General features: G+C 36.1%; 29 protein-coding genes. 24 read left to right on the top strand and 5 right to left on the bottom strand.

The annotated features are described in order from the left end of the window. The first annotated feature begins 141 nt into the window (after positions 1 to 141). The 3 genes from mnmE to KO509_RS02130 all read left to right on the top strand — a co-directional run bounded on the left by mnmE (position 142) and on the right by KO509_RS02130 (position 4,262). The gene (gene mnmE, locus KO509_RS02115; protein WP_215971640.1) at positions 142 to 1,560 is read left to right on the top strand and encodes a tRNA uridine-5-carboxymethylaminomethyl(34) synthesis GTPase MnmE; all 1,419 of its coding nucleotides are present in this window, start codon (positions 142 to 144) and stop codon (positions 1,558 to 1,560) included. A gap of 289 nt (positions 1,561 to 1,849) precedes the next feature. Beyond that, on the top strand, positions 1,850 to 3,517 hold the full coding sequence (locus KO509_RS18250) for a DUF4158 domain-containing protein (RefSeq protein WP_303495600.1): 1,668 nt from the start codon (positions 1,850 to 1,852) through the stop codon (positions 3,515 to 3,517). 325 nt (positions 3,518 to 3,842) lie between these two features. Then, complete coding sequence (locus KO509_RS02130; protein ID WP_215971641.1) at positions 3,843 to 4,262, top strand: hypothetical protein; 420 nt, start codon at positions 3,843 to 3,845, stop codon at positions 4,260 to 4,262. A gap of 44 nt (positions 4,263 to 4,306) precedes the next feature. Here the strand turns inward: KO509_RS02130 and KO509_RS02135 are convergent, their stop codons facing one another. The 3 genes from KO509_RS02135 to KO509_RS02145 all read right to left on the bottom strand — a co-directional run bounded on the left by KO509_RS02135 (position 4,307) and on the right by KO509_RS02145 (position 5,736). After that, complete coding sequence (locus KO509_RS02135; RefSeq protein WP_215971642.1) at positions 4,307 to 4,852, bottom strand: flagellar protein FlhE; 546 nt, start codon at positions 4,850 to 4,852, stop codon at positions 4,307 to 4,309. A 175-nt stretch (positions 4,853 to 5,027) separates the two neighbouring features. Next, a complete protein-coding gene (locus KO509_RS18170; protein ID WP_303495598.1) occupies positions 5,028 to 5,525 on the bottom strand; it encodes a LuxR C-terminal-related transcriptional regulator in 498 nt (165 codons plus the stop codon). A 46-nt stretch (positions 5,526 to 5,571) separates the two neighbouring features. Next, positions 5,572 to 5,736, bottom strand: coding sequence for an autoinducer binding domain-containing protein (locus KO509_RS02145; RefSeq protein ID WP_215971644.1), 165 nt, complete (start codon positions 5,734 to 5,736; stop codon positions 5,572 to 5,574). 152 nt (positions 5,737 to 5,888) lie between these two features. Between KO509_RS02145 and KO509_RS02150 the strand changes: the two genes are divergently transcribed. Both KO509_RS02150 and KO509_RS02155 read left to right on the top strand, forming a co-directional pair. After that, complete coding sequence (locus KO509_RS02150; protein ID WP_215971645.1) at positions 5,889 to 6,467, top strand: acyl-homoserine-lactone synthase; 579 nt, start codon at positions 5,889 to 5,891, stop codon at positions 6,465 to 6,467. 113 nt (positions 6,468 to 6,580) lie between these two features. Next, entirely contained in the window at positions 6,581 to 6,766 is a 186-nt protein-coding gene (locus KO509_RS02155; protein ID WP_215971646.1) for a hypothetical protein, read from the top strand. 77 nt (positions 6,767 to 6,843) lie between these two features. On the opposite strand, the gene KO509_RS02160 is transcribed toward KO509_RS02155, so the two are convergent. Continuing rightward, positions 6,844 to 7,080 carry an RNA-binding protein gene (locus tag KO509_RS02160; protein ID WP_215971647.1) on the bottom strand — a complete coding sequence of 79 codons (237 nt, stop codon included), beginning with the start codon at positions 7,078 to 7,080 and terminating at the stop codon, positions 6,844 to 6,846. A gap of 570 nt (positions 7,081 to 7,650) precedes the next feature. On the opposite strand from KO509_RS02160, the gene KO509_RS02165 reads away from it, so the two are divergent. The 19 genes from KO509_RS02165 (at position 7,651) to KO509_RS02255 (ending at position 25,520) form a co-directional block, all read left to right on the top strand. Further along, positions 7,651 to 8,118: a flavodoxin domain-containing protein gene (locus tag KO509_RS02165; protein ID WP_215971648.1), complete on the top strand. Its 468-nt coding sequence runs from the start codon at positions 7,651 to 7,653 to the stop codon at positions 8,116 to 8,118. A 425-nt stretch (positions 8,119 to 8,543) separates the two neighbouring features. Next, positions 8,544 to 10,436, top strand: coding sequence for a tRNA uridine-5-carboxymethylaminomethyl(34) synthesis enzyme MnmG (mnmG, locus tag KO509_RS02170; RefSeq protein ID WP_215971649.1), 1,893 nt, complete (start codon positions 8,544 to 8,546; stop codon positions 10,434 to 10,436). A 27-nt stretch (positions 10,437 to 10,463) separates the two neighbouring features. Further along, entirely contained in the window at positions 10,464 to 11,090 is a 627-nt protein-coding gene (gene rsmG / locus KO509_RS02175; RefSeq protein WP_215971650.1) for a 16S rRNA (guanine(527)-N(7))-methyltransferase RsmG, read from the top strand. 52 nt (positions 11,091 to 11,142) lie between these two features. Then, the gene (locus KO509_RS02180; RefSeq protein WP_215971651.1) at positions 11,143 to 11,958 is read left to right on the top strand and encodes a ParA family protein; all 816 of its coding nucleotides are present in this window, start codon (positions 11,143 to 11,145) and stop codon (positions 11,956 to 11,958) included. 35 nt (positions 11,959 to 11,993) lie between these two features. Continuing rightward, on the top strand, positions 11,994 to 12,908 hold the full coding sequence (locus tag KO509_RS02185; protein WP_215971652.1) for a ParB/RepB/Spo0J family partition protein: 915 nt from the start codon (positions 11,994 to 11,996) through the stop codon (positions 12,906 to 12,908). 563 nt (positions 12,909 to 13,471) lie between these two features. Beyond that, entirely contained in the window at positions 13,472 to 13,855 is a 384-nt protein-coding gene (locus tag KO509_RS02190; protein ID WP_215971653.1) for an ATP synthase subunit I, read from the top strand. Positions 13,856 to 13,901: 46 nt separating this feature from the next. Then, entirely contained in the window at positions 13,902 to 14,756 is an 855-nt protein-coding gene (atpB, locus tag KO509_RS02195; RefSeq protein ID WP_215971654.1) for a F0F1 ATP synthase subunit A, read from the top strand. A 74-nt stretch (positions 14,757 to 14,830) separates the two neighbouring features. Continuing rightward, positions 14,831 to 15,058 carry a F0F1 ATP synthase subunit C gene (gene atpE, locus KO509_RS02200; protein WP_086745850.1) on the top strand — a complete coding sequence of 76 codons (228 nt, stop codon included), beginning with the start codon at positions 14,831 to 14,833 and terminating at the stop codon, positions 15,056 to 15,058. 40 nt (positions 15,059 to 15,098) lie between these two features. Next, on the top strand, positions 15,099 to 15,569 hold the full coding sequence (gene atpF, locus KO509_RS02205; RefSeq protein ID WP_215971655.1) for a F0F1 ATP synthase subunit B: 471 nt from the start codon (positions 15,099 to 15,101) through the stop codon (positions 15,567 to 15,569). A gap of 12 nt (positions 15,570 to 15,581) precedes the next feature. Further along, positions 15,582 to 16,115, top strand: a complete 534-nt coding sequence (gene atpH / locus KO509_RS02210; protein ID WP_215971656.1) for a F0F1 ATP synthase subunit delta — start codon at positions 15,582 to 15,584, stop codon at positions 16,113 to 16,115. 15 nt (positions 16,116 to 16,130) lie between these two features. Continuing rightward, positions 16,131 to 17,672, top strand: a complete 1,542-nt coding sequence (gene atpA, locus KO509_RS02215) for a F0F1 ATP synthase subunit alpha (RefSeq protein WP_215971657.1) — start codon at positions 16,131 to 16,133, stop codon at positions 17,670 to 17,672. Positions 17,673 to 17,710: 38 nt separating this feature from the next. Further along, positions 17,711 to 18,574, top strand: coding sequence for a F0F1 ATP synthase subunit gamma (atpG, locus tag KO509_RS02220; RefSeq protein WP_215971658.1), 864 nt, complete (start codon positions 17,711 to 17,713; stop codon positions 18,572 to 18,574). 86 nt (positions 18,575 to 18,660) lie between these two features. Next, complete coding sequence (atpD, locus tag KO509_RS02225) at positions 18,661 to 20,046, top strand: F0F1 ATP synthase subunit beta (RefSeq protein ID WP_215971659.1); 1,386 nt, start codon at positions 18,661 to 18,663, stop codon at positions 20,044 to 20,046. A 58-nt stretch (positions 20,047 to 20,104) separates the two neighbouring features. Continuing rightward, a complete protein-coding gene (locus tag KO509_RS02230; protein ID WP_215971660.1) occupies positions 20,105 to 20,527 on the top strand; it encodes a F0F1 ATP synthase subunit epsilon in 423 nt (140 codons plus the stop codon). A gap of 290 nt (positions 20,528 to 20,817) precedes the next feature. Continuing rightward, positions 20,818 to 21,453: a histidine phosphatase family protein gene (locus KO509_RS02235; protein WP_215971661.1), complete on the top strand. Its 636-nt coding sequence runs from the start codon at positions 20,818 to 20,820 to the stop codon at positions 21,451 to 21,453. Positions 21,454 to 21,547: 94 nt separating this feature from the next. Further along, a complete protein-coding gene (gene cobT, locus KO509_RS02240; protein WP_215971662.1) occupies positions 21,548 to 22,600 on the top strand; it encodes a nicotinate-nucleotide--dimethylbenzimidazole phosphoribosyltransferase in 1,053 nt (350 codons plus the stop codon). Between the two features lie 27 nt (positions 22,601 to 22,627). Continuing rightward, on the top strand, positions 22,628 to 23,443 hold the full coding sequence (locus KO509_RS02245; RefSeq protein ID WP_215971663.1) for an adenosylcobinamide-GDP ribazoletransferase: 816 nt from the start codon (positions 22,628 to 22,630) through the stop codon (positions 23,441 to 23,443). After that, the gene (cobU, locus tag KO509_RS02250) at positions 23,443 to 24,015 is read left to right on the top strand and encodes a bifunctional adenosylcobinamide kinase/adenosylcobinamide-phosphate guanylyltransferase (RefSeq protein WP_215971664.1); all 573 of its coding nucleotides are present in this window, start codon (positions 23,443 to 23,445) and stop codon (positions 24,013 to 24,015) included. Before KO509_RS02245 ends, cobU begins: the two co-directional genes overlap by 1 nt. Continuing rightward, the gene (locus tag KO509_RS02255; RefSeq protein WP_215971665.1) at positions 24,012 to 25,520 is read left to right on the top strand and encodes a cobyric acid synthase; all 1,509 of its coding nucleotides are present in this window, start codon (positions 24,012 to 24,014) and stop codon (positions 25,518 to 25,520) included. The genes cobU and KO509_RS02255 overlap by 4 nt, the downstream gene beginning before the upstream one ends. Before the next feature lie 112 nt (positions 25,521 to 25,632). Here KO509_RS02255 and cobD read toward each other — a convergent pair whose 3' ends face one another. Further along, positions 25,633 to 26,685, bottom strand: coding sequence for a threonine-phosphate decarboxylase CobD (gene cobD / locus KO509_RS02260; protein WP_215971666.1), 1,053 nt, complete (start codon positions 26,683 to 26,685; stop codon positions 25,633 to 25,635). Positions 26,686 to 26,763: the final 78 nt, after the last annotated feature.

Raw genomic sequence — 26,763 nt, forward strand, 5'->3', positions numbered from 1 at the left:
TCTTTGTTATAATTTTTAACTTAAGTTCATATTAATAATATAAAAGCGGTTTCTGATAAAGAAATCGCTTTTTTGTTAGTTAAAGATAAATAACGTAAAATAGCTATTATTCAAGCTCTCTATTTTTATAGGTTTAAATCAATGTCATTATTACCTAGTGGTAAATCAACTATTGCAGCACAAGCTACCGCACCTGGCCGTGGTGGTGTTGGTATTATTCGTGTATCTGGGCCTGAAGCAAAAAATGTTGCTCAAGCTATTTTGGGTAAATTGCCTGAAATTAGAAAAGCTGAATACTTACCTTTTTCAAATGCACAAAACGAAATATTAGATCAAGGTATAGCTTTATTTTTTAAAGCCCCTAATTCATTTACGGGTGAAGATGTTATAGAGTTTCAAGGTCACGGTGGTCCTGTTCTTTTAGATATGCTACTTAAAGCTATTCTAGCCTTACCTAATGTTGTTATGGCTAAACCAGGTGAGTTTAGTGAACAAGCTTTTTTAAATGACAAACTTGATTTAACCCAAGCTGAAGCAATTGCAGATTTAATCAATTCAAGTTCAGAACAAGCTGCACGCTCTGCCCTGCACTCACTTCAAGGTAATTTTTCTAAATTAGTTAACGAAATGGTAGAAAGCATTATTCATCTACGTATGTATGTTGAAGCCTCTATCGACTTTCCAGAAGAAGAAATTGACTTTCTTGCTGATAAAAAAATAGTTAACGATCTTAAAGCTATTATCAGCAAAGTTGAAAGCGTAAGAAAACAGGCACAACAAGGCAGTATTATTCGTGAAGGTATGCGTGTCGTTATAGCAGGTAGGCCTAATGCCGGAAAATCAAGTTTACTCAATGCATTGAGCGGTAAAGAAAGTGCCATTGTTACCGATATTGCTGGTACTACACGTGATGTATTAACAGAACAAATTCATATCGATGGTATGCCATTACATATTATAGACACTGCAGGTTTACGTGACAGTGATGATAGAGTTGAACAAATTGGAATTGAACGCGCTTGGCAAGAAATAAAACAAGCTGATCGCGTATTGTTAATGGTTGATGCGAGTACCAACCATAATCTTTTAGAAAGTGAACAAGATATTAAAGATTATTATCCTGAGTTTTTCGAAAAGCTACCTAATAACATCGGCCTGACCTTAGTAAGAAATAAAGCCGATTTAAACCAAGCAATTCTTGAAGATAATATTGGCTTAGCTGAATTTACAGATAAAAATAATAAAAACCATACTTCGGTAACCTTATCAGCAAAAACTGGCGCAGGCGTTGACAGCTTAAAAGAGCACTTAAAAGCGATTATGGGCTACCAAGGTAGTACCGAAGGTGGATTTATGGCTAGAAGACGTCATTTAACCGCTTTAGATAACACTCATCAGCATTTAATTACTGGTTTAGACCAATTAGAGTCTTATGTAGCTGGAGAAATTTTAGCTGAAGAATTAAGAATTTGTCAGTTAGAGCTTGATCAAATCACCGGTGAATTCACCAGTGATGACCTATTAACTAAAATATTTAGCTCTTTCTGTATTGGAAAATAGGTATATAAATAAACGTTTATACGCCATCGATATAACTTAAAAATAGCCCCTATATTAATATTTTCTCTCCCCTACAAGCATATTACCACCTTTTAACTAAGAAGGTTAAAAGGTGGCAATATGCTTGCCGTAGAAATTTCATCACGAAAACCAGCCGTTATTGGGGTTTTGTGCCCATCCCCTCGAAATGAACCTTAAGGTTATTTATTGGCCATTCATAAGTTATGATGGTGTAAAATAACTATAAAGGTCAATTATCATCACTAACCCAACCACTAAACGTATTCAAATACTTACATCGTCTGAAATAAACGAACTTTACGCTCTTCCTAACTTTAATCATACAGACAGAGAAGACTATTTTTCATTGGATAGTGAAACCCAAAAACTGGTTAATGAGCTAAGACGATTAGAAACCAGAGTATATTTTATTCTGCTATTAGGCTACTTTAGATCGCGGCCTATCATTTTTAATTTTTCATTTGAAGACGTTGTTGTTGATCTTGATTATGTCAGAACTAAATACTTTAATGGTAAAGATATGATGTTGACTGACTTACCTCGAACAACAAAAACAAAGTTGTTCAAAAAGTTACTTAGCTATACTGGCTTTTCAAATTATCATAGTAAAGTAGATAAAGAACTACTTCTTAAAAGACTCAATGATGTCGTAAAAATAAACTTAGAGCCTAGGTATGTTTTCGATGAGTGTATTGCTTATTTTGGTCAAAACAGAATAGCGCTTGCTGGTTATACAACACTACAAGACACTATCTCAACCGTTTTATCAAATGAACGAAGCCGTATTGAGCATATTCTCACTGAAAATTTAACTCAATCCACAAAAGCCATATTACTTAAATTACTTGAATCAAATAGTACCTTTACTGACCTAGCCAAATTGAAAAGAATGGCTAAAGATTTTTCGGCTAGTCAAATAGCACAAGAGTTGAAGACACATAAAACTATACGTTTACTTTACCCTGAAATTAAAGTGCTTATTGCTGAACTCAAATTATCCCCTAAAAACCTTGAATACTATGCGTCATTAGTTAAACACAAGACAGTTTATAAACTCAGAAGACACGATGACAGCCAAACTATTTTATATCTTGTTTGTTACTTATTTTTTAGGTACCGAGAAACCAATGACAATTTAGTTTCTGCTTTTATCTATATGATCAGAAAGTTAACAGAATCAGCCAAGGGCTATGCAAAACAACGTATTGTAGAAGATGTAAACATTGTTAGAACTAAATTAAAATCTGCGGGCAGTTTATTGAAGTATTTTATTGATGCTGAAATGGACGATGGTCTTAGTTTTGGTGATGTGCGTAAGAAAGCTTTTAAACTAATTCCTGCCGATAGCATTAAGCTATTAAGTGATCATTTAGATAATAATGACTTTGATGGCCGTCAGTACGAATGGCAATTCATCGATAAACAATCCAGTAAAATTAAAAAGCTTATCCGATCACTTTTTATGTCTATTGATATTGAATTCATTCATCTTAAAGACGAATTGCGTGAACAATACATCAAGGCTCACGAAGAATTAACCGCATTCAAAACAATAAAAACAATTAATCTCGATGTGGTATCTAAAAGTGAACGTGAATATATTGACCTAGTGGTAATTGACCAATCAATTGACACTGCCACTCCCACTGGTCGTTTAATGTTTAACATGCTAGCGGCAATCGCAGAGTTTGAAACAGATTTACGCTCAGAAAGACAATTAGAAGGTATTGCTAAAGCGAAAGAGCACGGAGTTAAGTTTGGTCGGCCAACAAAAAGAACAGCAGAAAGAGATTTAGAAATTTATAATAAAAGGGAAAAAGGCATATCAATTGGTTTTTTAGCAAAAGAGTACGACTTGGGTTCCGCTACTATTTATAGAATATTGAATGATGTTCTTGAAAAAGTATCAACTGAAGCAACAAAATTATCTAGCTAGGCTAGGTCTCATTCATTCGAGATTTAAATGAATACTTAATTATCCTTTATTTAATCGGCAATAGTTTGCCGCTGTAAAAACATACTCCCCCCATTTGCCGTTTTATTGGCTAATATAACTGACATTTCTACCTCAAGGCGTGTTTTCATGTCTGATACTTTAAAAAACCTGTTACAAATAACAGGTACTGATTTATTGGTCTGCTACTTGCTTTAAAATCAGGGTAAGTATTGATGTTGATACACTCATAAAAAATGTAGTTTTTTTAGTAAAAAAAATTAAGGATAATGACATGATAAATTCTATTGGTTCACAGAACTATGCTGTGCAACAAACTTCCGAGGTTAAAAATTCAGTTGTACCTCCAACTGCACAGGAAACGAAAAGTTCAGGATATGTACGACATGGTTGGGATAATTTCATTCCAGATGTCGAATCAGATCCTTTATTCGCTAAAGAAATGGCTGAAGCCGTTGCATTTATACCTGATAAGTTGATGATAAATTTAAATGATGCCCCCCCACTTTCTGATCCTGCAGCGTACAAGAATTGGGCGGATATGTCTGAAGAGTTTGATAAAATCGCATCAAAAGTGACGGGGCAACGAATTGAGTTGTTCAATGAAATGAAATCAAAAGGTTCATCAGATCAAGAAATTTTTAAAGAGTTATTGTCGTTTAATCATTCACTACCAATGGATTATCAAGTTAAGTCCGGAATGACAAAAGTCGACACCTATGCTTAAAGGTTAAGCAGTAAGGTCTTCTATTGAGAAGACCTTAGAAATAGTTAATTGTAATTTACAATAACTTGATTTGTCTGCCCATAAGCGAATGGTGAAATTACACTGCCGCTTCCAGGTACTGCAAAAGCATAAATGAATTTCTTATTCGCATCTAAACCCGAAAAAGCTGTTAAACTTCCTGTTTTACTTGAGCTCACGTCCATACATGACGATGTTGTATCCCAACAAAGATAAACGACAAGACCAGAGGGAATATATGATAGATTCCAAGAGTAATTTACTACGGTAATTTGTGAACCAAAAGGTACAGAACCTACGACAGGTAGATTCAGCGTATATAGAAGGCCTGTATTAGTCAGAGATGGTCCAGTGCCGCTCTTAGCCCAAGCTCCCGAAGCAGCTATGAAGGAACTTCCGACGTTATTGGATGATATTTCATCTGTTGAAACTGATATTGTTGGCGAAGTTATATCATTTCCTCCTTCTGATTTTACAGCTTGTGAAGATTCCAGTTGATCTACAGCCATTGCATTCATAGTGAAAGCACTAGTGATCACAGCTAAAGCTAATAACGTTTTATTCATTTTCATAACAAATATCCTTATATCCATGTTAAATTTTTCCCCTAATTAATTAAGAGAAAATGTATTGAGACACTAATTTTACATCTCAATTTCTAGGGCATGATTTAACGCCCTTGATTTGTATTAAAGCAGATAAGTGTTTTCGCTAATACTGATATTTACAACAGGTATATAGAGGTAACTAGATAATATTTAGCTGAATAGCTTTGACAGCAGCAGCGGTTTTATTTGTTACATTAAGTTTATTTATCGCATTGGCAATATGAAAATTGACAGTACGCTTTGTTAAATTAAGTATTATTGCAATTTCATCAGATGTCTTGCCATCAGCACACCATTTTAACATTTCGGTTTCTCTAGCGGTAAGTGCTAAGTATGTCTCTTTAAGTATGTTTGGTAGTATTATTTCAGCGTATGAGCTTTTAAATACATTATTTAACCATATTAAAAGTGTTTGATTACATGGTGTTTTTTCTAAATATCTATCTTCATTTTCCCGTGCAACAGTGAGCATGCCAATTGAACTAGGGGTTAAAAAAGAAGATTGTGCCCATCCATACTTCAAACCATGTGCAGATGCCTCTTCCCAAAACTCAGGTTGTTCTTGTATTTGTTTATTACCCCAAACAATAGGACGAGTGGAAATCAACCCATGCTTTACCGTGGGATCTATTGCAATATAATTTTTGTCAGCATAGCGTGACTGCCATTTATTGGTGTAATTATTATGGCTTTGTAATGGGTGAGGCTATACGAACACCGTAAGCATAATAATCAAACTCTAATGCCCTAACAGCGATTAAAAGTAAGTTAAATAACTCTCGCTCGTTTGAACAATAGAGCATACTTTGCATTGTTTTCTCAAATAAATCAGGTACGTTTATTTTCATTAATCATCCTTAAGTTTAACAATCCTTTAGCTTCTTCTACAGCCAGTCGCTTGATCACTAAATCATATCACTAGCAACTGTTATATATAACAGGCTTTTATTTGATTTTTTAGCGTAAAAAGATCCCTCATTTCAAAATATGGGTTATTTTTATGATAAATTTTACTAATGTGCTTGGTCGTCTATTACCAGAAAATCAGAAAAAAGAGTTATTTCAATATAGGTACAAAGTATTTATTGAACAGCTAGGATGGGAGCTTAAAACTAAAGACAATATCGAAATAGATGAATTTGATAATGAACACACTTGTTATGTCATAGCAAAAAATAGTGAGGGTAACATCACAGGTTGCTCAAGGCTTTTACCAACAACACAACCTTACTTACTCGAATGTATTTTCCCCATGCTTTTAGAGGGTACTTCCCCACCAAAAAGCAAAGATATTTGGGAGTTATCACGTTTCACTAGCATGAATGTTAATGGCTTAAAGGACAATAACAATGGTCAAATGACAGGTGAATTGACACAGCGCTTACTTTGGGAGTCATTTGATATTGCTAAACAAAATGGAGCTAGAGGTATCGTAAGTGTATCTCCTTTAGGTATTGAGCGTTTATTGAAATCTATGGGGATCGAAGGACAAAGATTGGGTAAACCAATGAAAGTAAATGGATATAAGCTTTTTGCGTGTTACGTAGATTTTAGAAATATAGAAAACTTTCTAATTTAATGCGTTTGATTGTGGTTAATTTAAGGAAAATTAACCACAACTTGAATAAATCATATGTAACTAACAAAACCATGTGTTGGTTATAAAATAGGCTTAAGGTTCATTTCGAGGGGATGGGCACAAAACCCCTTATTCGTAATACATTTTCAGCTTTTGTTTTTTCTGAAACTAAAGAACTAGCAGTAATGATTGATAAACCAGAATTGAGTTTTAAGAACAGTAAGAAATATATTTTGATAGGTAATAAACACAGATATGAAGAGCGGTCAGGTTTATCTTATGAAATTAAAGCCGCTTAAGTTATTTTAGATCTTTATCTATACTTTATCGCGGCAATATAACTAATTTTTCTGAGGTAAGTTTCTGTTAAAACGAACTATTGTGCAACTTTTACACGAATTCTGTTTTTAGCAACTCTTGTTTCATGAAGAGCCGAAAGTGCCAATTTTGCTTCTTTCTCATCTGGCATTACCACAAAAGCAAAACCTTTTGACTTACCTGTTTCTTGATCTAAAACTAAACTACATTCAGTGACAGAGCCATGAGCAGAAAATAAAATACGAAGTTCTTGCTCTGTGGTTGAACGTGAAAGGTTACGAACTAAAAGTTTCATAATGAACCTTATGACTTGATTAAAATATTGCGTAAGTAATTGTCGCACATATTGCCCGTAGTAAGTAATGATAAATAAAAATATTAAACGGCATATTATTACACTCAGTACCTATTAGCGCTTACTTCACTACTCGCTGTTGGTAGTTTTAGACCTCATGCTACCAGCCGTTATTACATCTAGAATAAGTATATTTTCAATATCTATAAAAATATGGATAAAATTAATAGTGAATACTTACTATATAAATATATTTATAAAAATTATCTCTAACACTACTTATTTATCAATTAGCTTACTCATTACTAACAAACTTTAATAAAACTTAGCCAGTTAAAGTACCTATAAAGAAGCGATCTAAACTTTTGTACTTTGTTATTTGGATCTACTTAAGTAAGTAGTAGATCTTATTCCGGATCAAAACAACCATAAAAGACGATCCTCACAAACGGCAGTTAATTAAAATAGCCGGCCTCAATAAGTTTATCATTTAAGCTAACTCGTTCACCTTGAGCTGGTTTACGTATAAGAATACAATCATTTCATTCTTAATCATTAGATCACCTAACTATGAGCTCATTTCAAATAATTGTTGGCAGTATGCTTGGCGGCACAGAATATGTTGCTGAAGCATGTGAAGAACAGCTAAACAAACTTAACCATGACGTAAATTTACACTTAAATCCTAATTTTAATTCGATCCTTGGATCAACTTTTTCACAAGATCCTGCTAAAAAAACAACTTGGCTCGTTTGTACCTCCACTCATGGAGCTGGTGACTTTCCTGACAATATCCAAGCATTTGTTGAAGATCTTAAAAATTGTGTACAAGATCTATCCTCAATAAATTTAATTGTTATCGCTATTGGTGATTCAAATTATGATACTTTTTGCAAAGCAGGCTTTGAATTAAATAAACTATTAATATCAAAGGGTTGTAATAGTTTGTTAGATGTTAAAACTCTTGATATGAGTGAAGATATTGATCCAGAAGATCTTGCACAGCAATGGTTAAGTGAAAACAAGGATCTTTTATAAGCTACTTACACATAAGTTATCAACAAAACTTAGTGTAAAAAACGCATATTGTGGACAATTCAATGGATAAGCGGTTAATTTCATATTATTATTCCGTGTATATCTTTATGGTTTAATTACTCTGTGGATAACTAGTCCTTTTGATCACCGCTTATATGAGACTTGATCAATGTTTGATCACAAGCTTGTCATTCTCTTAACCATATAAAATAATTGAGAAAAAAACACTTACCCACAGAAAACTCGATCCTTAATAAGTAATAGTAATAAGATCTCTATAAAGATCTTATATATATTAGAGAGATCGAGTTACGATCTTTTTACGCATTTGATCGTTTCACTATTGGAAAAAAAACGGTAAAATACGTCTCCTAATTTCAGTTAAAGAAAATTTCTTTAACAACAGTTTTTTAAGGTTCAAATTTATGTGGTATCAAGAGTCGTATGATGTAATCGTTGTTGGTGGTGGCCATGCAGGCACTGAGGCTGCGCTTGCATCTGCCCGAATGGGATGTAAAACACTTTTGTTAACCCATAACATCGATACTTTAGGACAAATGTCCTGTAATCCAGCCATCGGTGGTATTGGAAAAGGACATTTAGTAAAAGAAATTGATGCTTTAGGTGGTTTAATGGCAACAGCCATTGATCATAGTGCTATTCAATTTAGAACCTTAAATGCAAGCAAAGGCCCAGCAGTAAGAGCAACTAGAGCTCAAGCAGATCGAGCGTTATACCGAACTTTCGTCCGTCAATTCTTAGAAAACCAAGAAAACTTAACTATTTTTCAACAACCTTGTGACGATCTGATCTTAGAAAATGATCGTGTTGCTGGTGTTTCAACTCAAATGGGATTGAAATTTAAAGGAAAAACAGTTGTATTAACCGTAGGAACTTTCCTTGCAGGACAGATTCATATTGGTTTAAACAATTATCAAGGCGGACGTGCAGGAGATCCTGCAAGCGTAAATTTAGCATCAAAAATGCGTGATATGCCTTTTAGAATGGATCGTTTGAAAACAGGTACTCCACCTCGTCTAGATGCAAGATCATTAGATTTTTCAGTTATGGAAGAACAACCTGGAGATTCACCACGCCCAGTGTTTTCATTTATGGGATCTGAAAAGGATCATCCAGAGCAAGTTTCTTGTTTTATTACTCATACAAATGAAAAAACACATCAATATATTCGTGAAGGTTTAGATAGATCGCCAATGTATACTGGTGTTATTGAAGGTATTGGTCCACGCTACTGCCCTTCTATTGAAGATAAAATTACTCGTTTTGCTGATAAAACTTCACATCAAATATTTGTTGAACCTGAAGGGTTAACTACTCATGAAATTTATCCAAATGGTATTTCAACGAGTTTACCTTTTGATGTACAAATGAATTTAGTACGTTCAATTAAAGGTTTTGAGAATGCTTTTATCACACGTCCAGGCTATGCCATTGAATATGATTACTTTGATCCTCGAGATTTAAAACAATCACTAGAAAGTAAGTTTATTGAAAATTTATATTTTGCTGGACAAATAAATGGTACGACAGGATATGAAGAAGCTGGTGCTCAAGGTTTAATTGCAGCAACAAATGCTGCTAATAGAGTAAAAGGTCGTGATGAATTTACCCTAGGTCGAGACCAAGCTTATATGGGCGTATTGATAGATGATTTAGCAACCTTAGGTACAAAAGAACCTTACCGTATGTTTACTTCACGTGCTGAATATCGTTTATTGTTACGTGAAGACAATGCCGATATTCGTTTAACTGAAAAAGGCCGTGAGGTTGGTTTAGTTGATGATCTTCGTTGGAAACGTTTTAACGATAAAATGGAAAATATTGAATTAGAGCGTCAACGTTTAAAAGATACATGGGTACAAAAAGATCAAAGTAATATAGACCAAGTAAATGCATTACTAAAATCGCCAATGAGTAAAGAAGCAAGTCTTGAAGATCTTATTCGTCGTCCTGAAGTACGTTATAGCGATTTAATGAAAATAGAAGGTTTAGGCCCTGCTATTGCAGATACACAAGCAGCAGAGCAAATAGAAATTCAAACTAAATATGCAGGTTATATTGATAGACAACTTGATGAAATAGCCAAGAAAAAACGTAATGAAGATACTGTTATACCTCTTGATTTTGACTATACGCAATTATCAGGATTATCAAACGAAGTTGTCGCTAAATTAAAAGATGCTCGTCCAGAAACCATTGGTAAAGCATCTAGAATTTCTGGTATTACTCCAGCAGCTATTTCGTTATTATTAGTTTACTTAAAAAAACATGGTTTACTTAGTAAAAAAATAGCGTAAGCCAATTAAAAAGTATCATTAAAAAATATGACATTAACTTCAAAACTCGAAAACTTGCTTAGTCAAACAACTTTGCAAGTTTCTCCGCAACAAGTAAACTTACTTATTCAATATGTAGAGCTTTTACATAAATGGAATAAAGCTTACAACTTAACATCAGTAAGAGATCCACAAGAAATGCTAGTTAAGCATATAATGGATAGTTTAATGGTAGGTGAAGTGTTGCATGGCAAAAACTTTATCGATGTTGGCACAGGTCCTGGTTTACCAGGTATTCCTTTAGCTATATTATTTCCTGAGAAAAATTTTGTATTATTAGATAGTTTAGGAAAAAGGATCACTTTTCTTAGACAAGTTGTATTTCAATTAAAATTGACTAATGTTCAACCGGTTAAGTCTCGTGTTGAAGATTATTCTGGTGAAACACCTTTTGATGGTGTATTAAGTAGAGCCTTTTCATCACTTAATGATATGGTGACTTGGTGTTCACATTTAGTGACTAAAGAACAAGGACAATTTTTTGCCTTAAAAGGTCAATATCCCAGTGATGAACTGACTAATTTACCTGAAAATATTAGTTTAGTTGCTAGTCATGAAATAAAGGTACCTGAACTTGTAGGCGAACGGCATGTACTTGTTTTAAAAAAGAACTAAAAAGTGTTAAAAACATTGTTTAAATAATAAATTAAATATAATAGAGGCGCTTGTGGGAAAAATAATAGCTGTTGCAAATCAAAAAGGTGGTGTTGGTAAAACAACAACTGCTGTTAATTTGGCTGCGTCTTTAGCTGCTACTAAGCGAAAAATATTATTAATCGACCTTGATCCTCAAGGCAATGCAACAATGGCCAGCGGTATTAATAAGTATGAAGTACCAGCTACTTGTTACGAATTACTTATTGAAGAAAAATCGGTTGAAGAAGTTGCACAAAAGGAAACAACTGGTTTATATGATTTAATTGCGGCTAATACCGATGTTACTGCAGCTGAAATAAAGTTAATGGAAGTATACTCTCGAGAGCATCGACTAAGAATGGCACTTGAGCCAGTAAAAGATCATTATGATTTTATTATTATTGACTGTCCACCATCATTAAATATGCTGACAGTAAATGCGATGACAGCAGCAGATTCTGTTTTAGTACCAATGCAATGTGAATATTATGCTTTAGAAGGGTTAACAGCGTTAATGGATACCATTTCAAAATTAACTTCTGTTGTTAATGATAAGCTTCATATTGAAGGTATTTTACGTACTATGTATGATCCTCGTAATCGATTAGCAAATGATGTATCTGAACAATTAAAGCGTCACTTTGGTGATAAAGTGTACCGCAGTGTTATTCCACGTAATGTACGTTTAGCCGAGGCACCAAGTTTTGGCTCACCTGTAATGTATTACGATAAGTCATCAACAGGTGCAAAAGCTTATTTAGCTTTAGCTGGTGAAGTACTACGTAAAAATAGTACGGTAAAAAATAATTCAACAAAAGCACCAAATAGCGAGCAAGTGGCTAGCTAGAGTCAAGATACTGCAGAGTAATTTCAAGGAATATTATGAGCCCAACAAAGAAAAGAGGTTTAGGCAGAGGCCTTGACGCATTACTTACGCCACAAGTAAGGCCTTCGGAACAAGAAAATAGCAGTAAAAAAAGTGACAAAAATGATGATACTATACTTAAAGATGGTGATTTAAGTAAAATAGCCATTAATAAGTTATCACCTGGTAAGTATCAGCCACGTAAGGATATGTCCGATTCTGCACTTGAAGAACTTTCATTATCCATTAAATCTCAAGGAATTATCCAACCAATTGTTGTTAGACTTATTAATACCGACAATAATGGTGACCGGTTTTACGAAATAATTGCAGGTGAGCGTCGTTGGCGTGCAGCTAAATTAGCAAAATTGACTGAAGTTCCTTGTTTAATAAAAGATGTACCTGATGAATCAGCGGTTGCAATTGCTTTAATTGAAAACATTCAACGAGAAGATTTAAATGCAATGGAAGAAGCTGTTGCCTTAGATCGTTTATTAACTGAATTTGATTTAACTCATCAAGAAGTGGCTTTAGCCGTAGGTAAATCTAGAACGGCAGTAACAAATCTTTTACGCTTAAATAATTTAAATGATGCTGTAAAAACTTTCTTAGAAAATGGTGATATTGAAATGGGTCATGCTCGTGCATTGTTAGCCCTTGATGATACATTACAAGCTGAAGCAGCAAGAACAGTAGCAACAAAAGAATTAACAGTTAGAGAAACAGAAGCACTAATTAAAAGAATTCAAAACCCGAGTGAAGAAAAGCCTGCGAAAGAAAAAGATCAAAATAGCACTAATATAGAGCAAAACTTAGCAGAAAAAATAGGTTTGAATGTTGCCGTTAGTCATAATAAAAAAGGAAAAGGTAAACTCGTTATCTCATATGCTAATTTAGCTGAATTGAATGACTTTATTTCTAAAATAAAATAATGCTAACGACTATTAACTACGACCATAAAATCTAGCAGATAAAATACTAGCGAATTAAATAATTTAAGCTTGGCTTAATAAGTTTTTCGCTAGTAACTATATTCCCCTTCATTTAAAACTAGCCACTCCAGGCGATATTCTCTAAAAACTCAACCAGATAAATTACACTAAACTTTTCCTCCAAAATAAACATAGAGTAATAGTTTGCTCTTCAAATAGTATTGTAATATTCAGTAACATAAATTTTAATTACACCCCCTTAATATTCAATAAAACTCATCCGAGCAGTGATGGTGTTAAATAGGCTATTTCATCCTTTAGAATCCTTTAGTTAACTATAATTTAGTACTTTAGTTGTATTTCTCAAATCTATATTAATTATTAGCACAAATAAGGGGCGTTCATTGCCCTATTTTCTTGCAATAAAAGACAATTTAAGTATACTTGCGCAAACTTTTTAACATTAAAGTTTTTACTTTAAAAAACTCGTTGGACTACGACTATATTCGTAATGTAACAGAGATTATTGTTGATGATTTTTTAGATGAGTTTTATTAGTATATATGAGTAATAGCTTAACAAAAGCAGGGCGAAAAGTAGCTCGAACACAAATATTATTCACTATTGCTTTAATGTTAATAACAACAGTAATAATTTATTTTATATGGGGAACTGCCCATGCCAAATCAGCGTTAGTTGGTGGTGCAGTCGCAATTATACCCAATATTATTTTTGCCTTGAAAGCATTTAAATATGCAGGGGCACAGTCGTCTAGGAAAGTAGTAGAGTCTTTCTATAGCGGCGTAAAATTAAAAATGCTTTATACCGCGCTATTATTTGCGTTGGTTTTTAAATTTATGGTAATAGTACCGTCAGCATTTTTAAGTACATATTGTGTAGTAGTGTTTTTTCCACTACTACAGCCTCTGTTTTTAACAAAGCGTTGAAACAGAAGCAAAAAAATTTATAAACTTTAACTTTTGGGATAATAAAATGGCAGAAGAAGTTACTCTCTCAGGCCATATTCAGCATCATTTAACTAATGCGAAAATGTGTACAACCGATAGTGGTTTGGCATTTAATAAAGCATGTAGTGACAGTGGTTTCTGGACATGGCATATAGATACCCTAGCTTGGTCAATTGGTTTAGGGATACTGTTTTTATGGATTTTCCGTAGAGCAGCAAACAAAGCAACCACAGGTGTACCTGATAAATTTCAATGTTTCATTGAAATGGTTATTGATTTTGTTGGTGACAACGTATCTAAAACCTTCCAAGGTAAAAGTGCACTGATTGCGCCATTAGCCCTAACGATATTTGTTTGGGTCTTTTTGATGAACTTAATGGATTTAATTCCTGTTGATTTCTTACCTGCATTAGCTGGGTTTGTTGGTGAAACAGCATTCGGTATGGATTCTCATGATGTATACATGAAAATTGTACCAACAACAGATATTAATCTTACTGCGGCATTAGCTGTGGGCGTATTCTTGTTGATGATAGCTTATTCTATAAGAATCAAAGGTGTTGGTGGTTTTATTAAAGAACTTACTTTGCACCCTTTTAGTACAAATAACAAACTTGCAATGGTATTTTTAATCCCTTGTAATTTATTACTGGAAACAATCGCATTAGTCGCTAAGCCATTCTCGTTAGCACTGCGTTTATTCGGTAACTTATATGCTGGTGAGTTGATATTCATCTTAATCGGCGCTGTAGGTTTAATGCAACTTCCGTTGCACTTTGTGTGGGCTGTATTCCATATACTAGTAATTGTATTACAAGCATTCGTATTTATGATGCTAACAATCGTTTACTTAAGCATGGCAAGCTCGGACAATCATTAATTTTTAACTTTAACTTTAACTTTAATTTTTATAATTAAAAACCCTGGAGAAAAAAAATGGAACAACTATTAACAATGCCTGAAGCAATTAAGTTCATCGCTGTTGCTTTACTTATCGGTTTTGGTGCTATTGGTACTGCTATCGGTTTTGGTAACATGGGCGGAAAATTCTTAGAAGCGTGTGCACGCCAACCAGAATTAGCTCCGTCATTACAAGTTAAAATGTTCATTTTAGCTGGTTTAATCGATGCTGTAGCAATGATCGGTGTTGGTATCGCGATGGTATTATTGTTTGTACTTTAATTCCATTCTTTGAACAGCTTACTATTAAGGAGGAGCGGTTGTGAATTTAAACGCCACTCTAATTGGTGAATTAATAGCATTTATCGTTTTTGTTTGGTTCTGCATGAAATATGTATGGCCACCACTAAACAATGCTATTGAAGCTCGCCAGAAAATAATCATAGATGGTTTAGCTGCTTCAGACCGTGCTGAAAAAGACTTGGAATTAGCCCAAGAAAAAGCAACGGCCCAACTAAAAGAAGCGAAGGCGCAAGCTGCTGAAATTATTGAAGTAGCCAAAAAGCGTGAAACGCAGATAGTTGAAGAAGCTGCTGTGAAAGCAGAAGCTGAGAAATTAAAAATCTTAGCTGCTGGTCACACAGAAATTGAAACTGAACGTAACCGTGTAAAAGAAGAATTGCGTAAACAAGTCGCTATTCTAGCTGTTGCCGGTGCCGAGAAAATTCTTGAACGTTCTATCGATGCCGCAGCACATAGCGACATCTTAGATAAATTCGTCGCTGAACTTTAAGAGGATAGAGCTATGTCTGAATTGACAACCATTGCTCGTCCTTACGCTAAAGCAGCGTTTGATTTTGCTGTTGAAGCTAAAGCAATTGATAGCTGGGCAACCCAGCTAGCTTTTGCTGCTGAAGTTGCTAAAGATAAAACTATTGAAGGTTATTTATCTGGCGGGGCTTCAGTTGAGCAAGCACAAACTTTATTTTTAAATGTTTGTGGTGAGCAAGTAAACAGTGAAGGTCAGAACTTTATAAAAGTTATGGCTGAAAACAAACGTTTGTTGGTGCTACCACTGGTTCTTGAACACTTTTTAGCGTTAAAAGCTGAATTTGAACAAGAAATCACAGTAGATGTAACCTCGGCAGTAGAAATTACCGCAGAGCAAAAAACAACACTTAGCGCCGCGCTTGAAAAGCGCTTGGCACGTAAAGTAAAGCTTAATTGTAATATTGATGTAAACATCGTTTCCGGCTTAATTATTAAAGCGGGTGACACAGTTATTGATGGCTCTATCCAAGGTAAACTGAGCCGTTTATCAACAACATTACAATCTTAGATAAGGGAACAGAGCATGCAACTGAATTCCACTGAAATCGCTGAACTGATCAAAAATCGTATTGAACAGTTCAACGTTGTCAGCGAAGCTCGTAACGAAGGTACAATCGTTTCTGTAACAGACGGTATCATTCGTATCCATGGCCTTGCCGATGTAATGCAAGGTGAAATGATCGAACTTCCTGGTAGCCGTTATGCTATCGCCTTAAACCTTGACCGTGATTCGGTAGGTGCGGTAGTTATGGGACCTTATGCTGATTTAGCAGAAGGACAGAAAGTTAAAGGTACTGGCCGTATTTTGGAAGTACCTGTAGGTCGTGGTCTTTTAGGCCGCGTAGTAAATACACTTGGTGAACCAATTGATGGCAAAGGCCCAATTGAAAATGATGGCTTCTCTCCTGTAGAAGTTGTTGCTCCTGGTGTTATTGAACGTAAATCAGTTGACCAACCAGTACAAACTGGTATTAAGTCAATTGATGCTATGATTCCAATTGGTCGTGGTCAACGTGAATTAATCATTGGTGACCGTCAAATCGGTAAATCAGCGATTGCACTTGACGCTATCATTAACCAAAAGAACACTGGTATCAAAAGTATTTATGTAGCTATTGGCCAAAAAGCGTCAACAGTTGCTAATGTTGTACGTAGCTTAGAAGAGCACGGCGCATTATCAAATACTATTGTTGTTGTTGCATCAGCTTCTGAAGCAGCAGCTTTACAATACCTTGCACCATACTCTGGTTGTTCAATGGGTGAATACTTCCGTGACCGCGGTGAAGATGCGTTGATCGTATATGATGATTTGTCTAAGCAAGCTGTTGCTTACCGTCAAATTTCATTACTACTTCGTCGTCCGCCAGGTCGTGAAGCATACCCAGGTGATGTTTTCTATCTTCATAGTCGTTTATTAGAACGTGCTGCTCGTGTAAACGAAGCGTATGTTGAAAAATTCACTAACGGTGAAGTAAAAGGTAAAACAGGTTCTTTAACTGCATTACCAATTATTGAAACACAAGCGGGTGATGTATCTGCTTTCGTACCAACTAACGTAATTTCGATTACAGATGGTCAAATATTCTTAGAGTCTGATTTATTCAACTCTGGTATTCGTCCTGCGGTAAATGCTGGTTTATCAGTATCTCGTGTTGGTGGTGCAGCGCAAACGAAAATCATCAAAAAACTTGGTGGTGGTATCCGTTTAGCACTAGCTCAATACCGTGAATTAGCAGCATTTGCTCAATTTGCATCAGATTTAGATGACGCGACTCGTGCTCAATTAGAGCATGGACAACGTGTAACTGAATTAATGAAGCAAAAGCAATACAGCCCATTATCGGTTGCTGAAACTGCTGTTTCTTTATTTGCTGCAGAAAAAGGCTTTTTGAACGACGTTGCTATTAACAAAATCAATGATTTTGAAGACGCGTTACAAAGCTACATGAACAGTGAAGCATCTGAGCTTATGGCTACTATCAACGATTCAGGTAACTACGATAAAGACATTGAAGCTGGTTTGACTAAAGCACTTGAAACTTTCAAGTCTACCCAAACTTGGTAAGACGTTTTTAATTAAGTAATCTTTTCGGAGAGAGAGTCATGGCCGTTGGTAAAGAAATAAAAACCAAAATTGCGAGTGTGAAAAACACTCAAAAGATCACAAACGCTATGGAAATGGTTGCCGCTTCTAAAATGCGTAGAGCGCAAGAAAGCATGGCAGCTTCTCGTCCATATGCGACAAATATACGTAACGTGATCGGTCATATTGCGCTTGGTAACTTAGAATATCGCCATCCTTATATGGAAGAGCGTGAAGTTAAGCGTGTTGGCTATATTGTTGTATCAACAGACCGTGGTTTGTGTGGTGGTTTAAATATTAATTTATTTAAAGAAGTGCTAGCTGACGCTGCTAAATGGCAGGGTCAAGAAGCTGAAGTTGAATTTGCGGTTGTAGGCTCAAAAGCTACTTCGTTTTTCAATAACATGGGCTCTAAAGTAACCGCACAAATATCTGGCTTAGGCGATAACCCGTCACTTACCGACTTAGTCGGTAGTGTTCAGGTTATGCTAAATGCTTATAATAACGGCGAAATTGATAAGTTGTTTATAGTGTATAACAAGTTCGTTAATACTATGACACAAGCACCAACAGTTGATCAGTTATTGCCTTTACCTAAGTCTGACGATGTAGATATTGAACATCGTTGGGATTACATATACGAACCTGATGCTAACGTGTTGTTAGATCAACTATTAGTTCGTTATGTAGAATCGCAAGTGTACCAAGGCGTGGTTGAAAACCTAGCCTGTGAACAAGCTGCCCGTATGGTAGCCATGAAAGCTGCTACAGATAATGCTGGCGACTTGATTGATGATTTACAACTGGTATACAACAAAGCGCGTCAAGCATCGATTACTCAAGAATTGGGTGAAATCGTTGCAGGTGCAGCTGCGGTTGGTTAAAGAGTAATTAACATATAACGTTTTCGTAATTTAACGACAAGCTAGCTGCGCAAAGCGTTGGTTGGCTTAAATTAAGAGGAATTAACATGAGTACAGGTAAAGTCGTCCAAATAATTGGCGCAGTTGTGGATGTTGAATTTCCACAAGATGCCGTACCTCAGGTATATCACGCAGTAAAAGTAACCGAAGGTGACCTTGCAGGTTTAGTACTTGAAGTTCAACAGCAGCTTGGTGGCGGTGTTGTACGTACTATTGCAATGGGTAGCTCAGACGGTTTGCGTCGTGGCCTGAATGTAGAAAACACAGGTGATGGTATCCAAGTACCTGTTGGTGTTGAGACTTTAGGTCGCATCATGAACGTATTAGGTGAACCTATTGATGAAGCAGGTCCAATCGGCGAGAAAGATCGTTGGGCTATCCATCGTGAAGCGCCTGCATACGCAGATCAAGCCATGTCTAACGAATTGTTAGAAACAGGTATCAAAGTAATCGATTTAGTTTGTCCATTCGCTAAGGGTGGTAAAGTTGGTCTTTTCGGTGGTGCTGGTGTTGGTAAAACAGTAAACATGATGGAACTTATCCGTAACATCGCTATTGAACACAGTGGTTACTCAGTATTTGCTGGTGTTGGTGAGCGTACACGTGAAGGTAACGATTTCTATCACGAAATGAACGATTCTAACGTACTTGATAAAGTATCATTAGTTTACGGTCAGATGAACGAGCCTCCTGGAAACCGTTTACGTGTTGCCATGACTGGTTTAACTATGGCAGAAAAATTCCGTGACGAAGGTCGTGACGTATTATTCTTCGTAGATAACATCTATCGTTATACTCTTGCGGGTACTGAAGTATCAGCGTTACTTGGTCGTATGCCATCAGCGGTTGGTTACCAACCAACACTTGCTGAAGAAATGGGTGTATTACAAGAACGTATCACTTCAACGAATAAAGGCTCTATTACGTCAATTCAAGCGGTATACGTACCTGCGGATGATTTAACGGATCCAAGTCCTGCAACTACCTTTGCTCATTTAGATGCAACAGTTGTACTTTCTCGTTCTATTGCTGAGCTAGGTATTTACCCAGCGATTGACCCACTAGATTCAACTTCTCGTCAACTTGATCCATTAGTAGTTGGTGCAGAACATTATGAAGTTGCTCGTGGTGTTCAAACAGTATTACAACGTTATAAAGAACTAAAAGATATCATCGCTATCTTAGGTATGGATGAGTTATCAGAAGAAGATAAGCAAACTGTGCATCGTGCACGTAAGATTCAACGTTTCTTATCTCAACCGTTCTTTGTTGCTGAAGTATTTACCGGTTCTCCAGGTAAATATGTATCATTAAAAGACACCATTGCAGGATTCAAAGGAATTTTAGCTGGTGAATATGATGATATGCCTGAGCAAGCGTTCTACATGGTTGGTTCTATTGACGAAGCTGTAGAGAAAGCTAATAAGATGTAATCATCTGATAAGCACTTAGGGATAACTTAAGTGCTTATTAATATAGAGGTCGAGTCAAATGGCATTATTAACTGTTAATCTGGATGTAGTAAGCGCACAGGAAAGTTTATTTTCTGGCAGTATTAAATCATTACAGATCACAGGTAGTGAAGGTGAGTTGGGTATTTTACCTGGTCACGCACCTTTACTGACCTCACTAAAACCTGGAATGGCACTTATCACTAAAAAAGATGGTAGCGAAGAAGTTATTTATCTTTCAGGTGGTATGTTAGAAGTTCAACCTAATCACATTACAGTACTTGCTGATGTTGCAACACGTGCTGGTGATTTAGATGAACAAGCAGCCATAGAAGCTAAAAAGCGTGCAGAAGAAAATATGAATGCCACTGGTATTGATGTTGATTATGCTGCAGTAGCTGCTGAATTAGCACGCGCAGTAGCGCAATTACGTGTTATTCAGGTGACTAATAAAAGAAGTTAAGCTTAACTTCCTAATTAACGTCGTAAGCTAAGGTTTAGTGAATTAAATTATAAATGCTCTGTTGCTGTAAAGTAACAGAGCATTTTTTATGTTTGTTATTTTTGAAAAACCTAAATTTTTGACAAAAAAAAGCGTCTATTAAGAAAGACGCAATAAAAACATGAAACACTAAGGGAAATAAAACTTACAACTATTAAGAGTAGTAAAATCATGAAAAGTTCCCATAAGTTAATTAATATATTTAAATCATGCATAATCTACATCTTATTTAAAACCATGGTTGATTAACATTGCTAAACTCACAACAATTACTTCCTACAGAAAGTACTGTTTATTTGTTACGACACGGTGAAATTGATACACCGGGGATTCTGGCTGGAAAAACGGATGTAGCACTTTCAGCATTTGGTTATGAACAACTATCTCTCGCTACTGACTCACTAAAATTTGTTGATCGGTGTATTAGTTCTCCTTTGGTTCGTTGTTATCAATATGCAGACTTATTTTGCCAGCAGCAAAATCTATCATTAGAAGTTGAAAGTAAACTGCAAGAAATGAATTTTGGTGATTGGGATGGTAAAAGCTATCAGTCATTATGGCAAAGAAGCGATCGCGTAGAAACTTGTACAATCGGTGATTTTTGGCAAAACCCTTGGCAGAATCAACCGCCAAATGGTGAAAGCATGACTAGTTTTACTGGGCGTATTGATCATTGGTGGGATAGTTTTTGTAATAAAAATGAGTCAAAAAATACGCTTGTTTTGACACATGCTGGTGTGATCAAACATATACTCGCTCGCGTTTTAAATTTACCTATCCCAGGAAACTCGCATATGGACTCAATAGAGGTACCTTATGCTAGCTTGATAAAAATATCTTTATATCGAGATGAAAGAGGAAAGGTTTGGTCAAAGCTTGTGTTATAAAGAATAAAACAACCTTATTTCATCTTTTCACCAAATTTGTTATTTACAATAATAGTTTACCGTTAAAACTATAAATATACTTATTGAGACTATTATGACATTTACAATTGAACCTATTACTCACCAATTTGATAATAAAATTCAAGCAATAGTTGATGGTAAAACTAAGCCATTAGGTGCGCTGGGCCAGCTCGAAACAACAGCAAAAGCAATCGCACGAGTACAATTAGCACAGTTTGAACAGCTTGAACTATTAGTTATTAACAAGCCAGCTCTTATTATTTTCGCAGGTGACCATGGGGTGGCAGCGGAAGGGGTTTCTATAGCGCCAAGTGAAGTTACCGGTCAAATGGTTGCTAACTTTGCAACTGGTGGAGCAGCGATAAGTGTTTTTTGTCGTCAACTGGGTTGGGATTTGAGTGTCGTTGATGCAGGTATCTTGCATAAACCGTCCCCAGAATTAAATGTTATTGATCAACGTCTAGGCAATATTACACAGCCTTTGCATTTGCAAGCCGCTATGACAGTAGAAACTGTGAAAGAAGGCTTTAGTAAAGCTAAATCGCTGATCAGTAAAACCAAGAAAAATGGCTGCAATTTAATTGCTTTTGGTGAGATGGGCATTGGCAATACGACATCGTCATCTGCAATCATGGCAGCTGTTATGAATATCTCTGCAGTAGAAACGGTCGGAAAGGGTACTGGCGTATCTGACGACGTTGTTAAAAAGAAACAGCAAGTAGTTGAACAAGCACTTAAATTACATGCGGATAAATTATCAGATCCTATACAATTATTAGCGTGTTTAGGTGGCTTCGAAATAGTGCAAATTACAGGAGCAATGTTAGCTGCAGCAGAAGATAATATGCATGTAGTCGTTGATGGGTTCACTTGTACTGCCGCAGCAATGGTTGCCATACAAATAAACCCTGCAGTAAAAGACTATATGATATTTGCTCATTGCTCAGGTGAGCAAGGACATCAGAAAATGCTCACTTGGCTTACTGTAGAGCCTTTATTAAGCCTTGAATTACGTTTAGGTGAAGGTACAGGAGCAGCGTTAGCTTTACCGCTTATTCAAGCTTCTGTGGCTTTTTACAATGATATGGCTAGTTTTGAACAAGCCTCAGTAACAAAGGTAGTTTAGCGTTTATCGCATAAGCTCGAGCATAAAATGACTCAAAATTTACAACAGAAAATAAAACCTCAATTAACGCTATTGTTATTGGCCGTTAGTTTTTTCACGCGCATACCTGTTCGATTACCTGCTGAAATTAGTGCAGAGCAACTTAATCAATCTAGTCGCTATTTTGCCGTAGTTGGTCTTTTGGTTGGTATCCTTTGTTCGTTAATTTATGCTATTTCCGTTGAATATTTACCAAAAGAAATTGCCGTGCTTATTGCTATGGCTGCAAGTTTATTAGTAACTGGCGCTTTTCATGAAGATGGCTGGGCAGATGTTTGGGATGGCTTTGGTGGTGGTTGGAGCATTGAGCAAAAACTGAATATTATGAAAGATAGTCGCTTAGGAACTTATGGTGCCGCAGCGTTATTTATTATTTTATTTCTAAAATATCAAAGTTTAATTTCGCTTGCATCGCCTGTTATTGCGCTTATTTTAGCAAATACCTTAAGTCGCGTAGTTGCCACCAGTTTAATTTATGATATGTCTTATGTCTCCCTTGATGCTACATCAAAAGTTAAACCGCTAGCTCAGTATTTATCGAACACAAGTTTAATGGCGTTGCTTGCCACTGGATTGATAGTGAGTTTATGGTTTCTTCCTTTGGGCGAATGTATTTTATTGTTCGTTATTTTATTTATTTTTAGAGCTTTATTAGCATTTTGGTTTAATAAGCAACTTAGTGGTTATACCGGTGATTGTTTAGGCGCAGCCCAGCAAAGTAGCGAAATTGTTATTTATTTAACGTTATTGGTGTTTGGCTATGGTGATGTCATGTTAAGTACAGGTTCAGGAGTTATTAGCTAATGTCTATTCATTTGATTTTAGGCGGTGCTCGCTCTGGTAAAAGTTCATTTGCCGAAAAGCAAGCTAAGCTCCTTGAAAGTAACACTCAGTCACAGGTTTATTATCTAGCAACAGCTCAGCCGTTAGATGGTGAAATGTTAGCGCGTATCAAGCAACACCAACAACAAAGACCTGCTCATTGGTTGTTAATTGAATCCTCTATTGAACTAGCCAAAGCGATTGAGCAGTTAGTAAAAAAACATAACAGCGAACACAAACATGGGATAACAATATTAGTTGATTGCCTTACCTTATGGTTAACAAATTGCTTATGTTCAGCTGAAAAAGATTGTTTTCAACAAGAAAAACAAGCGTTACTTAAAACTTTATCTCATTATGCACAATCAAGTGAGGTGCATTTACTGCTTGTTAGTAATGAAGTTGGTCATGGCATTGTACCTATGGGAGAGCTTTCACGAAATTTTGTTGATCAAGCGGGTTGGTTACATCAAGAAATCGCTGTAATAGCTGAGCGAGTCGATTTTATTATGGCGGGGATTCCTCTATCGCTTAAGCCGAAGGAGTACAAATGAAAACCTTAATGATACAAGGCACTACTTCTGATGCCGGTAAAAGTACGGTAGTGGCAGGGCTTTGTCGTGTTTTTGTGAATAGAGGTTTTAGTGTTGCGCCTTTTAAACCTCAAAATATGGCGCTAAATAGTGCGGTAACAGAAGATGGCGGCGAAATTGGACGAGCACAAGCATTACAAGCTATTGCTGCTAATATTGCACCGCGTGTTGATTTTAATCCTATTTTATTAAAGCCAAATAGTGATACTGGTGCGCAAGTTATTGTACACGGTAAGGCACTTTCAAATATGGAAGCGACCAGCTATCACGACTATAAAAAAGTGGCGATGAATGCAGTGGTTGAATCTCATTATCGGCTTGCACAAGAGTTTGATGTGTTAATGGTGGAAGGTGCAGGTAGTCCGGCTGAAATTAATTTGCGCGAACATGACATTGCCAATATGGGCTACGCTGAAAAAGTAGATTGTCCTGTTATTTTAGTCGCTGATATTGATCGTGGTGGAGTTTTTGCTCATTTAGTAGGGACGTTAGCATTATTGTCAGCGTCAGAGCAAGCACGGGTAAAAGGTTTTATTATTAATCGTTTTCGCGGTGATATTAAGTTACTAGAATCAGGTTTAACTTGGCTTGAAGAACATACTGGTAAGCCTGTTTTAGGTGTTTTGCCTTATTTACATGATTTAGCGCTTGATGCTGAAGATGCGATTGCTCTTGATAATAAAGTGAGTCAAAGTAAAATTTCTATTGCGGTACCTCTATTGCCGCATATTAGTAATCATACTGATTTTGACCCATTAAGGTTAAACCCTGAAATAGATTTACGTTATGTCAAAATGGGTGAACGGATAGACAATTGCGATTTAGTTATTTTACCGGGCAGTAAAAATGTGATTTCAGACTTAGCATTTTTAAAAGCTCAAGGCTGGCAAGAGGATATTAATCGTCATTTAAGATATGGCGGTAAAGTGCTCGGTATTTGTGGTGGGTTTCAAATGCTAGGTAATAAAATATTGGATCCACTTGCGATTGAATCAACAGCTGAAGAAAATGGCGAAAGAGCTATTTCAGGCTTAGGATTAGCTGATTTTACCACGACGTTAACCGCAGAAAAAACCTTAACACAGGTTTCTGGCACACTCACCCTAGCTGGCGCTTCTTGTGAGGTTTTGGGCTATGAAATTCATTGTGGTCATTCACAAGGTGAAGCACTTAAAAAATCTTTAATAAGTGATTTGTCTGTAGGTGCGCTAAGTACAGATGGTTTTATCTCAACAGATAATCAAATTGTAGCAACCTATTTACATGGCATTTTTGATCACGGAGCAGTAACTAGCGCGATATTGAAGTGGGTTAAACAAGATCATGGTGTACAGTCTGTTATTGATATTAATCAACATAGAGAAACTCAATTAGAACGTTTAGCTGGGATATGCGAGCAATACTTGCATATGGATGATATCGAACAAATTTTAAAAGCGGGTGTTACCACTGGTAATCCCCTATAACAGCTTTCACTATCAACATGAAATTTATAAGAATTAATACGCTTCGTTAAGTGTATTCAGAGACGCCACACTTTGGTGTTATTTGATGATATTCGAGTTGGCTCTGTAACAACTAAGCGTATTCGTTATTTATATTAAGCAAAGCATTAGCCAACCGTGTAAGCTCTTCAATCTTGGCTATACCAAACCTTAATGCCTGTTTATCATCAGTTAACCGCACATAAACACCTTGTTTGCATAAGGCTATATAGTAGCTTTCAGCGCGGCTTTTACCGTTATGATTTTCTTTAAAATAAACCGTTTGAAATAGATCAGTGCCAGAGATAGTCGTTATCTGCTCCATTGGTAAATTGTCAGTGAGTAATGTCCGTAAATGTGTACTTAACGTTTTTAGTGTTTGTTGCTGCTGTGTTTGCCAGTGTTTATCTTCTAATGCTTTTTGCGCTATAAGCTGTGCAGGGCCATTAACTTGCCAAGGGCCAAGTTGTTCGTTAAATTTTGCTAACCAAGGCTCGGCACCAATTAAAAAACCAATACGAATACCGGCTAAACCAAAAAACTTGCCAAATGAGCGTAATATCAACGTGTTTTCATCATATTTACTGCCGGCGCTTGTCATTGATTGAGTGGGGCTTATTACATCAATAAAGGCTTCATCAATAATGAATAAACCATTGCGTTGAGCTAATTTTCTTTGATAGTTGAGTAGCGTAGATTTTGGGTAGAGTTGCCCCGTTGGGTTGTTCGGGTTAATTACCACTAAAACTGAATTTTCTTCAATTGTATTAATTTCAGGTAAAGTGTCTTGATACCAACATAATGTAAAGCCTGCGGTTTGCCAGGCTAAGGCATGTTCTTTATAGCCTTGCTCGGGTAAGTATACGATAGTGGAATGTTTGTTTTCTTCACGCCATAACACAGGTAAAAGTTTTATTATCGCTTGGCTGCCATTGGTTACTAGCAAGCTGTTAGCATTGTAATAACGTTTAGCTGCGTATTCTAAGTTGATATTTGATTGTGGTAATGCCTGATATAGTTGTGCTGGGATTGTTGGAATAGGGTAGCTAAATGGTGCTATACCTGTAGATAAATCTAACCAGCTTTCAGGAGCAATATTAAATTGCTTAGCCACTAATTGTAGCTGTCCACCATGAATAAGAGCCAAAATTGGTTCACCTAAAATTTAATAAATTTGAATATTAAAAGCCATGTTAACTAACCTATTATCTTCTATAAAGTTAAC

This window comes from Colwellia sp. C2M11, from assembly GCF_018860915.1.
Taxonomy (GTDB): domain Bacteria; phylum Pseudomonadota; class Gammaproteobacteria; order Enterobacterales; family Alteromonadaceae; genus Colwellia.

Coding starts and splice junctions, on each gene's coding strand:
- mnmE (WP_215971640.1), top strand. CDS start 142: ATGTCATTATTACCTAGTGGTAAATCAACTATTGCAGCACAAGCTACC.
- KO509_RS02135 (WP_215971642.1), bottom strand. CDS start 4,852: ATGAAAATGAATAAAACGTTATTAGCTTTAGCTGTGATCACTAGTGCT.
- KO509_RS02145 (WP_215971644.1), bottom strand. CDS start 5,736: ATGAAAATAAACGTACCTGATTTATTTGAGAAAACAATGCAAAGTATG.
- KO509_RS02150 (WP_215971645.1), top strand. CDS start 5,889: ATGATAAATTTTACTAATGTGCTTGGTCGTCTATTACCAGAAAATCAG.
- KO509_RS02155 (WP_215971646.1), top strand. CDS start 6,581: ATGGGCACAAAACCCCTTATTCGTAATACATTTTCAGCTTTTGTTTTT.
- KO509_RS02160 (WP_215971647.1), bottom strand. CDS start 7,080: ATGAAACTTTTAGTTCGTAACCTTTCACGTTCAACCACAGAGCAAGAA.
- KO509_RS02165 (WP_215971648.1), top strand. CDS start 7,651: ATGAGCTCATTTCAAATAATTGTTGGCAGTATGCTTGGCGGCACAGAA.
- mnmG (WP_215971649.1), top strand. CDS start 8,544: ATGTGGTATCAAGAGTCGTATGATGTAATCGTTGTTGGTGGTGGCCAT.
- rsmG (WP_215971650.1), top strand. CDS start 10,464: ATGACATTAACTTCAAAACTCGAAAACTTGCTTAGTCAAACAACTTTG.
- KO509_RS02185 (WP_215971652.1), top strand. CDS start 11,994: ATGAGCCCAACAAAGAAAAGAGGTTTAGGCAGAGGCCTTGACGCATTA.
- KO509_RS02190 (WP_215971653.1), top strand. CDS start 13,472: ATGAGTAATAGCTTAACAAAAGCAGGGCGAAAAGTAGCTCGAACACAA.
- atpB (WP_215971654.1), top strand. CDS start 13,902: ATGGCAGAAGAAGTTACTCTCTCAGGCCATATTCAGCATCATTTAACT.
- atpE (WP_086745850.1), top strand. CDS start 14,831: ATGCCTGAAGCAATTAAGTTCATCGCTGTTGCTTTACTTATCGGTTTT.
- atpH (WP_215971656.1), top strand. CDS start 15,582: ATGTCTGAATTGACAACCATTGCTCGTCCTTACGCTAAAGCAGCGTTT.
- atpA (WP_215971657.1), top strand. CDS start 16,131: ATGCAACTGAATTCCACTGAAATCGCTGAACTGATCAAAAATCGTATT.
- atpG (WP_215971658.1), top strand. CDS start 17,711: ATGGCCGTTGGTAAAGAAATAAAAACCAAAATTGCGAGTGTGAAAAAC.
- atpD (WP_215971659.1), top strand. CDS start 18,661: ATGAGTACAGGTAAAGTCGTCCAAATAATTGGCGCAGTTGTGGATGTT.
- KO509_RS02230 (WP_215971660.1), top strand. CDS start 20,105: ATGGCATTATTAACTGTTAATCTGGATGTAGTAAGCGCACAGGAAAGT.
- cobT (WP_215971662.1), top strand. CDS start 21,548: ATGACATTTACAATTGAACCTATTACTCACCAATTTGATAATAAAATT.
- KO509_RS02245 (WP_215971663.1), top strand. CDS start 22,628: ATGACTCAAAATTTACAACAGAAAATAAAACCTCAATTAACGCTATTG.
- cobU (WP_215971664.1), top strand. CDS start 23,443: ATGTCTATTCATTTGATTTTAGGCGGTGCTCGCTCTGGTAAAAGTTCA.
- KO509_RS02255 (WP_215971665.1), top strand. CDS start 24,012: ATGAAAACCTTAATGATACAAGGCACTACTTCTGATGCCGGTAAAAGT.